This window comes from Tenacibaculum holothuriorum (assembly GCF_002120225.1).
Taxonomy (GTDB): domain Bacteria; phylum Bacteroidota; class Bacteroidia; order Flavobacteriales; family Flavobacteriaceae; genus Polaribacter; species Polaribacter holothuriorum.
The window spans coordinates 143332-153237 of record NZ_LAPZ01000011.1 but is presented as its reverse complement, the minus strand read 5'-3'; the positions used below and the strand labels follow the sequence as shown (position 1 = coordinate 153237).

Annotated in this window: 9 protein-coding genes; 7 read left to right on the top strand and 2 right to left on the bottom strand. The window is 31.7% G+C overall.

Annotated features, from left to right (window positions below; translation table 11 throughout):
- Positions 1–227: 227 nt before the first annotated feature.
- From thrS to WH52_RS11665, 6 genes are all read left to right on the top strand, one after another.
- Positions 228–2180, top strand: coding sequence for a threonine--tRNA ligase (gene thrS / locus WH52_RS11690; protein WP_086031131.1), 1953 nt, complete (start codon positions 228–230; stop codon positions 2178–2180).
- A 66-nt stretch (positions 2181–2246) separates the two neighbouring features.
- Positions 2247–2765, top strand: a complete 519-nt coding sequence (infC, locus tag WH52_RS11685) for a translation initiation factor IF-3 (protein ID WP_086031130.1) — start codon at positions 2247–2249, stop codon at positions 2763–2765.
- Between the two features lie 45 nt (positions 2766–2810).
- Complete coding sequence (gene rpmI, locus WH52_RS11680; protein ID WP_028891165.1) at positions 2811–3008, top strand: 50S ribosomal protein L35; 198 nt, start codon at positions 2811–2813, stop codon at positions 3006–3008.
- Between the two features lie 93 nt (positions 3009–3101).
- On the top strand, positions 3102–3446 hold the full coding sequence (rplT, locus tag WH52_RS11675; RefSeq protein WP_086031129.1) for a 50S ribosomal protein L20: 345 nt from the start codon (positions 3102–3104) through the stop codon (positions 3444–3446).
- An 84-nt stretch (positions 3447–3530) separates the two neighbouring features.
- Positions 3531–4115, top strand: a complete 585-nt coding sequence (locus tag WH52_RS11670; protein ID WP_086031128.1) for a hypothetical protein — start codon at positions 3531–3533, stop codon at positions 4113–4115.
- A 68-nt stretch (positions 4116–4183) separates the two neighbouring features.
- Complete coding sequence (locus WH52_RS11665) at positions 4184–4534, top strand: hypothetical protein (protein WP_086031127.1); 351 nt, start codon at positions 4184–4186, stop codon at positions 4532–4534.
- A 7-nt stretch (positions 4535–4541) separates the two neighbouring features.
- On the opposite strand, the gene WH52_RS11660 is transcribed toward WH52_RS11665, so the two are convergent.
- Entirely contained in the window at positions 4542–4970 is a 429-nt protein-coding gene (locus WH52_RS11660) for an SRPBCC family protein (protein ID WP_086031126.1), read from the bottom strand.
- A gap of 62 nt (positions 4971–5032) precedes the next feature.
- On the bottom strand, positions 5033–6709 hold the full coding sequence (locus tag WH52_RS11655) for a formate--tetrahydrofolate ligase (RefSeq protein ID WP_086031125.1): 1677 nt from the start codon (positions 6707–6709) through the stop codon (positions 5033–5035).
- A gap of 196 nt (positions 6710–6905) precedes the next feature.
- Here WH52_RS11655 and secDF point away from each other — a divergent pair, with 196 nt between their 5' ends.
- Entirely contained in the window at positions 6906–9890 is a 2985-nt protein-coding gene (secDF, locus tag WH52_RS11650; protein WP_086031124.1) for a protein translocase subunit SecDF, read from the top strand.
- Positions 9891–9906: the final 16 nt, after the last annotated feature.

The window sequence follows — 9906 nt, the reverse complement described above, 5'->3', positions numbered from 1 at the left end:
TTAATCTTTTTCACAACCCCTTATTTATCAAATAAATAAAAATGAAGTTTTTTAGCAACACCCTATTTTAAACCTAAAACACACTAAAACATCACTAATTAAAGCTATTTACCCCCCTTCTTTATTATATACTATATATATTGTATACAATATGGTTTTGCAATATCTTTGCAAACTCAAATTTCCAATTGTAGGGGAATTAAGTATAACACATATTATATAGTATAATGATTAAAATTACATTACCTGACGGAAGCGTCAAAGAGTTTGAAGTAAACAGCACACCTATAGATGTTGCTAAAAGTATTAGTGAAGGTTTAGCTAGAAATGTTATTTCTGCAAGTTTTAATGGCACAACCGTTGAAACCACAACACCACTTACCACAGATGGCTCTTTAGTACTATATACATTTAATGATGCTGAGGGTAAAAAAGCTTTTTGGCATTCATCTGCTCACGTTTTAGCTCAAACTATTCAAGATTTTTATCCGAATGCAAAACTAACTATAGGACCTGCTATTGAAAATGGTTTCTATTACGATGTTGACTTTGGAAATGAAGTTATTTCTGAAAAAGATTTTGCTAAGATTGAAAAGCAATTTTTAGAAAGAGCTCGTGAAAAAGCTGAATTCAAAATGCGTTCTGTTTCTAAAGCAGATGCTTTAACTTATTATAAAAAGCAAAACAACGAGTATAAAGTAGAACTAATTGAGGGGTTAGAAGACGGAGATATTACTTTTTGTGACCATAGTGACTTTACCGACTTATGTCGTGGTGGACATATTCCTAACACAGGAATCATAAAAGCTGTTAAAATAATGAATGTTGCTGGCGCATATTGGCGTGGTGATGAAAAGAACAATCAGTTAACTCGTGTTTATGGAATCTCTTTCCCTAAACAAAAAGAACTAAAACAATATTTAGAGCTTTTAGAAGAAGCAAAAAAACGTGATCACAGAAAACTTGGTAAGGAATTAGAATTATTCACTTTTTCTCAAAGAGTAGGTCAAGGTTTACCTTTATGGTTACCTAAAGGTGCTGCTCTTAGAGGACGTTTAGAAGATTTCTTAAAAGCTGCACAGAAAAAGGCAGGTTACGAAATGGTGATGACTCCTCATATTGGGCAGAAAGAATTATACGAAACATCTGGTCACTATGCTAAATATGGAGAAGATAGCTTTCAACCTATCACTACACCAAAACAAGATGAAGAGTTTTTATTAAAACCTATGAACTGTCCTCATCATTGTGAAGTATACAATCATAAACCTTATTCATATAAAGATTTACCAAAACGTTTTGCAGAATTCGGAACCGTTTATCGTTATGAACAAAGTGGTGAGTTACATGGATTAACTCGTGTTCGTGGATTCACTCAAGATGATGCTCATATTTTCTGTACTCCAGATCAATTAGACACTGAATTTAAAAATGTAATAGACCTTGTATTATATGTGTTTGGTTCTTTAGGTTTTGAAAACTTTAAAGCCCAGGTTTCTATCAGAGACATGGAGAATCCAGACAAATATATTGGATCTACTGAAAACTGGGAGAAAGCAGAACAAGCAATTATCAATGCAGCAAAAGATAAAGGTTTAGATTATGTTATAGAAGAAGGTGAAGCTGCCTTTTATGGACCTAAGTTAGACTTTATGGTAAAAGATGCGCTTGGAAGAAGTTGGCAGTTAGGAACAATTCAAGTAGATTATAATTTACCAGAACGTTTCGATTTACATTATAAGGGTGCAGACAATCAGTTACACCGACCAGTAATGATTCATAGAGCACCATTTGGTTCTATGGAACGTTTTATAGCTGTTTTACTAGAGCATACAGGAGGAAATTTCCCACTTTGGTTAACACCAGAACAAGTTATTGTACTGCCAATCAGTGAGAAATATCAAAAATATACCGAAAAAGTTTTAACTTTGTTAGAAAATTCCGAAATTCGCGCCCTCGTAGACAACCGTAACGAGAAGACAGGTAGAAAGATACGTGACGCCGAAGTAAGCAAAATTCCATTTATGGTAATTGTAGGAGAAAAGGAAGAACAAGATGGCACGGTATCTGTAAGGAAACATGGTGAAGGAGATTTAGGAACATTTACAATTGAAGAGTTTATTTCTCTAATACAGAAAGAAGTTAGTAAAACATTGGTTCCTTTTAACACAAAGAATTAGATAGTAATTTTAAATTTATAAGTCATAGCAATTAGAAGAAGAGGCGGACGTAGACCCGCAAGAATTATTAAAGAAGATCAACACAGAATTAACGAAAAAATCAAATATGTTGATGAAGTACGTTTAGTTGGTGAAGGTATTGAACAAGGAGTTTATCCTATCTCTAAAGCAAGAGCTTTAGCAGAAGAGCAAGGATTAGATTTAGTAGAAATTTCACCAAAAGCTAAACCTCCTGTTTGTAAGATTATTGATTACAAAAAATTCTTGTACGAACAAAAGAAGCGTGAAAAAGCTTTAAAAGCTAAAGCTACTAAAGTAGTTGTTAAAGAAATTCGTTTCGGACCTCAAACTGATGAGCACGATTATGAATTCAAGAAAAAACACGCTATTAAATTCTTACAAGACGGAGCTAAGTTAAAAGCTTTCGTATTCTTTAAAGGACGTTCTATTATCTTTAAAGAACAAGGGCAAATTTTACTTTTAAAATTAGCTCAAGAATTAGAAGAATATGGTAAGGTTGAACAAATGCCTAAATTAGAAGGTAAACGTATGATTATGTTTATTGCTCCTAAAAAGACGAAATAAATTTAAGAAACGTATTATAAGCAAGATTAAAAACGAAAAACAAAGATGCCTAAAATCAAAACTAAATCTAGTGCCAAGAAACGTTTTAAGTTAACTGGTTCTGGAAAGATTAAAAGAAAGCACGCGTTTAAAAGCCACATCTTAACAAAGAAGTCTAAAAAACGTAAGCTTGCATTAACACACGCTACATTAGTACACAAGTCTGATGAAGCTAATATTAAGCAACAATTAGTTTTAAAATAATTGTTAGCTAGGTAGTAAAATTAATTATTAACCATGGAGTTAGGCTCATAAAGAACTTTTAAATAAGTCGCCTACTACAAAAACATTTGAATTATGCCAAGATCAGTAAATTCAGTAGCTTCAAGAAATAGAAGAAAGAAAATCTTGAAGCAAGCAAAAGGTTACTTTGGACGTAGAAAGAACGTTTATACAGTAGCAAAAAATGCGGTTGAAAAGGCAATGCAATATGCATACCGTGACCGTAAAAACAATAAGAGAAACTTCCGTTCATTATGGATTCAACGTATCAACGCTGGAGCTCGTCAGTACGGAATGTCTTACTCACAGTTTATGGGTAAAGTAAAAGCTAACAATATCGAATTAAACCGTAAGGTTTTAGCTGATTTAGCTATGAACAACCCAGAAGCTTTTAAGGCCATTGTAGAAAAAGTAAAATAAGTTTAATACACTTGCTTATATACTAAAAACCCAAACTTTTACGTTTGGGTTTTTTTAAATAAAAACTTTAACAAGAGACAGAAGATGAAGACTATAAAAACACTAGCGTTCGCATTAACTTTAATAGGAACAAGTATTAATGCTCAAGAAGTAACTCAACTACCAAATACTGTTGAAAATCAGTTTAAAGAATTATATAAAAAATCGAATAACTATCAGATTTATAAAGTTGTAAAAAAGAACGAATTTTTAACACTTCAAAAAAATGTAACCGATAGTATTTCTGTTCTAAAAAAAGATATTGTTACCAAGCAGAAACATATAGATACACATTTAAATAGCATAAAAAGTCTTCAAGCTAAAATCTCTACTTTAAATACAGATTTAACCACTTCTATTGAAAAAGAAGATGCTATTTCATTTGTAGGAATTCCGTTACAAAAAGGTACATATAACACAATTATGTGGAGTGCCATTTTAGGATTATTTGCTGCTTTAGCTTTTTTCATTTATAAATTCAATAATAGTAACTCAGTAACAAAAGAAACAAAAGATGCGTTAGTAGATGTAGAAAATGAATTTGAAGCTCACAAGAAAAAAGCTTTAGAGAGAGAACAAAAACTGCGTAGACAATTACAGGATGAAATTAACAAACAACGTGGTGTATAAACTTCAGTTTTAATTTATAACAAAAAAGGAACTCTAACTTAGAGTTCCTTTTTGTATTTTTAGATATTATGAATTCAAAAGAAATTTCTAAAAACTGGTTTAATAAATGGGAAAATGGAGATTTTTACAGCCTACCAATAACAGAAAACTTTGAACATGTTAGCCCTTTTGGAATAATTAAAAGCAAAAAAGACTATATAAATTTAGTTGAGAGTAATAAAGATAAGTTTCTAAATTACCAATTTAACATTCTTGATGAAGTTTACACTGAAAATAAATCTTGTATCAGATACACTGCTATACAAAACGATTTTAAACTAGACGTAAGCGAATGGCACTATATAAAAAATGGATTAATTGAAAAAGTAGTAGCTTATTATCATATAGGAGAAATAAAAGAAGACAGAAAACTTAAATAAGCTTTCTCTATTTTTCTAAATACGATTTCAAATTATCAGAAAAATAACTCCAACCTCCTTCACAACTCTCTCTTTTGAATTCTGGAATATTAAAACTTTCAAAATACTCAATACCTAAAGCTTCTACTTTAAATTCTGTAGAATTAGTTGATATTTTTTTTAGCTCAAAAGTTACCCATAAACTTTTATCAACATATTCAGGATATTTCCATTCACAAACAATTTTATTTTGAGGATTTACTTCAGTAACTCTCCATACATGTAAAAAATTTCTTTCACCAGAATTCACATTAAATTCTGTTGTAAATCCTACTTCGGGTTTAAAATCAGGTATATTATTAAAAAACCATTGAATCATTTTCGAATGATTGGTTATTGTATTCCAAACTTCACTTTTCGATTTATTAATTATTCTTGTTACAATTACTGGTTTCATTATTTTTTTATTAAAACAAAAAGAGGTTGCTTAAAATAACAACCTCTTGAATTAAGTATAATTTATGACAATCCAGAAATTACTCCTTCATTATCAATTGTCATTCCTTCGGATGCTGGTGTAGCTGGTAACCCAGGCATTCGCATCATTTTCCCTAAAATTGGGATTATAAACTGTGCTCCTGCTGCAATTTCAATTTCTCTTACAGTTACCGTGAATCCTTCTGGTCTTCCAATTAATTTATCATTATCTGAAAAAGATTTTTGGGTTTTTGCCATACACACAGCAAAATCGTTAAATCCAAGACGATCAATTCTTCTTAAATTCAACTGAGCTTTTTTGCTATACTCTACTTTTATAGCACCATAAATTTCCTTTGCAATAGTTTCTATCTTTTCCTTAACAGGACTTTTCCAATTATATAATGGTTTAAATTGAGTTGCTTTATTTTCAACAACATCAACAACCGCTTTTGCTAAATTTTGAGTTCCTTCTCCTCCTTTAGCCCAACCTTCAGAAACGACAGCTTTAACTCCTAATTTATTACACGCTTCAATAACAAAATTCACTTCTTCTTCAGTATCAGAAATAAATGAATTAATCGCTACAACTGGTTCTATATTATATTTACGAATATTTTCAATGTGCTTTTCAAGGTTTTTAAATCCTTTTTGAACTCTTTCTAGGCTAGCTGTATTATACTCTTCTTTCGGTGAACCTCCATGATGACGTAACGCTCTTACAGTTGCAACTAATACTACACACTTCGGATTCAATCCTGCATATTGAGATTTAATATTTAAGAATTTTTCAGCACCTAAATCTGCACCAAAACCTGCTTCTGTAACCACATAATCAGATAAAGACAATCCCATTTTAGTTGCAAGTATCGTATTAGTTCCTTGAGCAATATTAGCAAACGGTCCTCCGTGAATAATCGCTGGATTCTCTTCTAAAGTTTGAACAAGATTAGGCTTTACTGCATCTTTTAATAAAATTGCCATAGCATCTTGTGCTTTTAAATCACGAGCAAATACTGGTTGCTTATCAAAAGTAAATCCGATAAAAATATTACCAAGGCGTTCTTTTAAATCGTCAAAACTTGTAGCCATGCATAAAATAGCCATTACTTCAGATGCTGGTGTAATGTTAAATCCATCTTCACGAGGAATTCCATTTGCTGTTCCACCAAGACCAATCGTGATTTGACGCAAAGAACGATCATTCATATCAATCACACGTTTCCACAAAATAGTTCGAGGATCAATATTTAAATTGTTCGTTTTACTTTGAATATTATTATCAATTAACGCAGCTAATAAGTTATTCGCTTTTTCTACAGCGTTAAAATCTCCCGTAAAATGAAGATTTATATCTTCCATTGGTACTACTTGAGAATAACCTCCACCTGCTGCACCACCTTTAATTCCGAATACTGGCCCCAAAGAAGGTTCTCTTAATACAACAGTAGCTTGTTTACCTATTTTGTTAAGTCCTTCTGTTAATCCGATAGAAACTGTAGTTTTTCCTTCACCTGCTGGTGTAGGAGTTAATGCTGTAACCAACACTAAGTTATTCTGTTTAATCTTATCCTCATTAATTAAATCAAGAGGCAATTTAGCTTTGTATTTCCCATACATTTCCAAATCATCTTCTTGTACATTTAATTTCTGAGCAATATTCTTTATATGTTGTAATTCTTTTGCCTGAGCAATTTCAATATCTGTTAAATGTGACATTATATAAAGTTAAGTTGTTTGTTTAAAAAAAGCAGGTAAATATACATAATATAATTGCTAAAGAAACTGTGTTTTATTAGCAAGTATTCTTTAAATATATACTACAGAGATAAATATGATAAAAGAATTGGCTTTTCTTTGTGTGAAACACTATATTTGCACGTTTTTAAAATAAAGTCGATTTAAATTATTTAAAATGCAAAACAAAGGATTAATTAAATTATTTGCTATTCTATTTGGATTAGTAAGTGTTTACCAATTGTCGTTTACGTTTTTTGCCAACAAGGTAGAAGATAGCGCCAAGGAGTATGCGAAGAACAATGTAAAAGACAACAATGGTAGAGCATTAGCTAAATTCGAAAGAAGATATTTAGATAGTGTAGCAAATAAAGAGGTTGTAAATCTAGGATTTACAGAGTACACCTACAATGACATTAAAAACCGAGAAATGAACCTTGGTTTAGATTTAAAAGGTGGTATTAACGCAATTTTACAAGTATCTGTAAAAGATATCTTGATTGGTTTGTCTAACGATTCACAAAACACAACGTTTAGACAAGCTTTAGCCAAGGCTGACGAGGCTCAAAAAGACAGCCAAGACAATTACTTAGATTTATTCTATAACAATTTTGTAGAATTAGCTGGAACATCTGTTAAGTTAAGTGACCCAACTATTTTCGGAACAAAAGCGTTACGAGATAAAATCGACTTCAACAAAACCAACGAACAAGTAAAATCGACTTTACAAGAAGAAATAAACACATCTATTAACACTGCTTTTGAAGTATTACGTAGCCGTATTGATAAATTCGGTGTAGTACAACCAAGTATTCAACGTATTGGAACTTCAGGAAGAATTCAAGTAGAATTACCAGGAGCAAAAGATATTGATCGTGTTGAAAAATTATTACAAAGTACAGCAGAATTACAATTCTGGGAAGTACATACAAATGCTGATATTCAAAACTTTTTCTTTGCTGCAAATGCAAAGGTTGCTGAATTATTAAAAGATGATTCTGCTACTGAGCAAGCTAAAGATTCAGCAAAAAAACCTGGAGATAGTATTGATGATTTATTAGGAGAATCAGCAGATTCTACTAACGTTGAAAATCAAAAAAATCTTTTCACATATTTATTTCCAAATATAGCTCAAGGACCGCAACAAGTAACTTCTTTAGTTGCTCAAGCTAGAGTTTCTGATACTGCAAGAGTTAACAGTTTATTAGCGAATAAAGAAGTTAGAGCTTTACTTCCAAATAACTTAAGGTATACTAAATTCTTATGGGAGTATAAAGCACAACCAAGTGCTGATGGTACTACTGAAATTATTGGTTTATACGCAATCAAATCTAATAGAAAAGACCAACCAGCTATTGATGGTGATGTAATTGCTGATGCAAAACAAGACTACGATCAATTAAGTAAGCCTATTGTATCTATGACAATGAACGCAGTAGGAACTAAGAAATGGTCTAAACTAACAGGAGAAAACATCGGAAAACATGTTGCCATTGTATTAGATAACTATGTTTATACTGCTCCAATTATTAATGGACAATTAGGTAGTAACTCTTCTATTTCTGGTGGTTCTATGACCGTTAACGAAGCACAAGATATTGCAACTATTTTAAAAGCTGGTAAATTACCTGCTCCCGCTCGTATTATTCAAGCAGAAGTTGTTGGACCATCTTTAGGTAAAGAATCTATTAACGCAAGTATGTGGTCTTTCGGATTAGCGATTGTTTTAGTATTAGTCTGGATGTACTTATATTATGGTAAAGCTGGTTTATACGCAGATGTTGCTTTATTAGTAAACATCTTATTTATTTTCGGAATTTTAGCATCTTTCAACTCGGTATTAACATTACCAGGTATCGCAGGTATTATCTTAACCATTGGTATGTCGGTAGATGCGAACGTAATTATTTTCGAAAGAATTAAGGAAGCCTTAGGTGGAGGTAAATCTTTACGTGAAGCAGTAGATGAAGGTTTTAGTATTAAAGGAGCATTATCTGCAATTATTGATGCTAACATTACTACTTTATTAACAGGTATCATCTTATATTCTTTCGGTACAGGACCAATTAAAGGTTTCGCTTTAACATTAATGATTGGTATTGCTACTTCATTATTTACAGCAGTATTTATTACTCGTTTATTTATTGACGGAGCTGTAGAAAAAGGAACAGCTTTACCATTTAATACAAACCTTTCTAAGAATTGGTTTAAAAATATCAACATCGAATTCTTAAAGAAACGTAAGTTAGCCTATATCATTTCAGGATTCTTTATTGCTGTTGGTTTAGTTTCTATGATTACTTTAGGATTAAAGCAAGGTGTAGATTTTAAAGGAGGTCGTTCTTACTTAGTTCGTTTCGACCAACCTATGAAAGCTAACGAAGTTGCTTCAAACTTAAAAGCTGTTTTAGGAAACAATGCTCCAGAAGTTAAAACTTACGGTTCAGATAATCAATTAAAAATCACTACTGCTTTTAAAATTGACGAAGATGGTAAAGAAGTAGATAATGAAGTACAAACTGCTTTATATAATGGATTAAAGCAATATTTAGGAGATACTTCTTACGAAGATTTCAAACCAGGTTTCGAAAAAGCTGGTAACGGAATTATGAGTTATATGAAAGTAGAACCTACAATTGCCGATGATATTAAACAAGCTGCAATTTGGGCTGTAATATTAGCATTAGCTGTTGTATTCTTATACATCTTATTACGATTCAGAAGAATGTCTTATTCTATTGGTGCAGTAGTAGCTGTATTCCACGATGTATTAGTTGTATTAGGAGTTTTCTCTTTATTATACAAAGTAATGCCTTTCGACATGGAAATCGGTCAATCGTTCATTGCAGCAATCTTAACAGTAGTAGGATACTCATTAAATGATACCGTGGTAATTTTCGATAGAATTCGTGAATATACTGGTAACAGCAAAACGTTTACAGCTAGCTTAGTAGACAAAGCATTAAGCAGCACATTAGGTAGAACAATTAATACCTCTTTAACTACATTATTAGTAATGTTAGCTATATTCTTCTTTGGAGGAGACTCTATTAAAGGATTTATGTTTGCATTAATTGTAGGTGTATTAGTAGGTACATACTCTTCATTATTCGTAGCAACTCCAATTATGTTTGATGCTACTAAAAAAGAAGACAAAGAATAAATAAAAAAACTTACTG

What these genes read in the sequence shown, in the direction of transcription:
- thrS (WP_086031131.1), top strand. Translation starts at nt 228, where the DNA reads ATGATTAAAATTACATTACCTGACGGAAGCGTCAAAGAGTTTGAAGTA.
- rpmI (WP_028891165.1), top strand. Translation starts at nt 2,811, where the DNA reads ATGCCTAAAATCAAAACTAAATCTAGTGCCAAGAAACGTTTTAAGTTA.
- rplT (WP_086031129.1), top strand. Translation starts at nt 3,102, where the DNA reads ATGCCAAGATCAGTAAATTCAGTAGCTTCAAGAAATAGAAGAAAGAAA.
- WH52_RS11670 (WP_086031128.1), top strand. Translation starts at nt 3,531, where the DNA reads ATGAAGACTATAAAAACACTAGCGTTCGCATTAACTTTAATAGGAACA.
- WH52_RS11665 (WP_086031127.1), top strand. Translation starts at nt 4,184, where the DNA reads ATGAATTCAAAAGAAATTTCTAAAAACTGGTTTAATAAATGGGAAAAT.
- WH52_RS11660 (WP_086031126.1), bottom strand. Translation starts at nt 4,970, where the DNA reads ATGAAACCAGTAATTGTAACAAGAATAATTAATAAATCGAAAAGTGAA.
- WH52_RS11655 (WP_086031125.1), bottom strand. Translation starts at nt 6,709, where the DNA reads ATGTCACATTTAACAGATATTGAAATTGCTCAGGCAAAAGAATTACAA.
- secDF (WP_086031124.1), top strand. Translation starts at nt 6,906, where the DNA reads ATGCAAAACAAAGGATTAATTAAATTATTTGCTATTCTATTTGGATTA.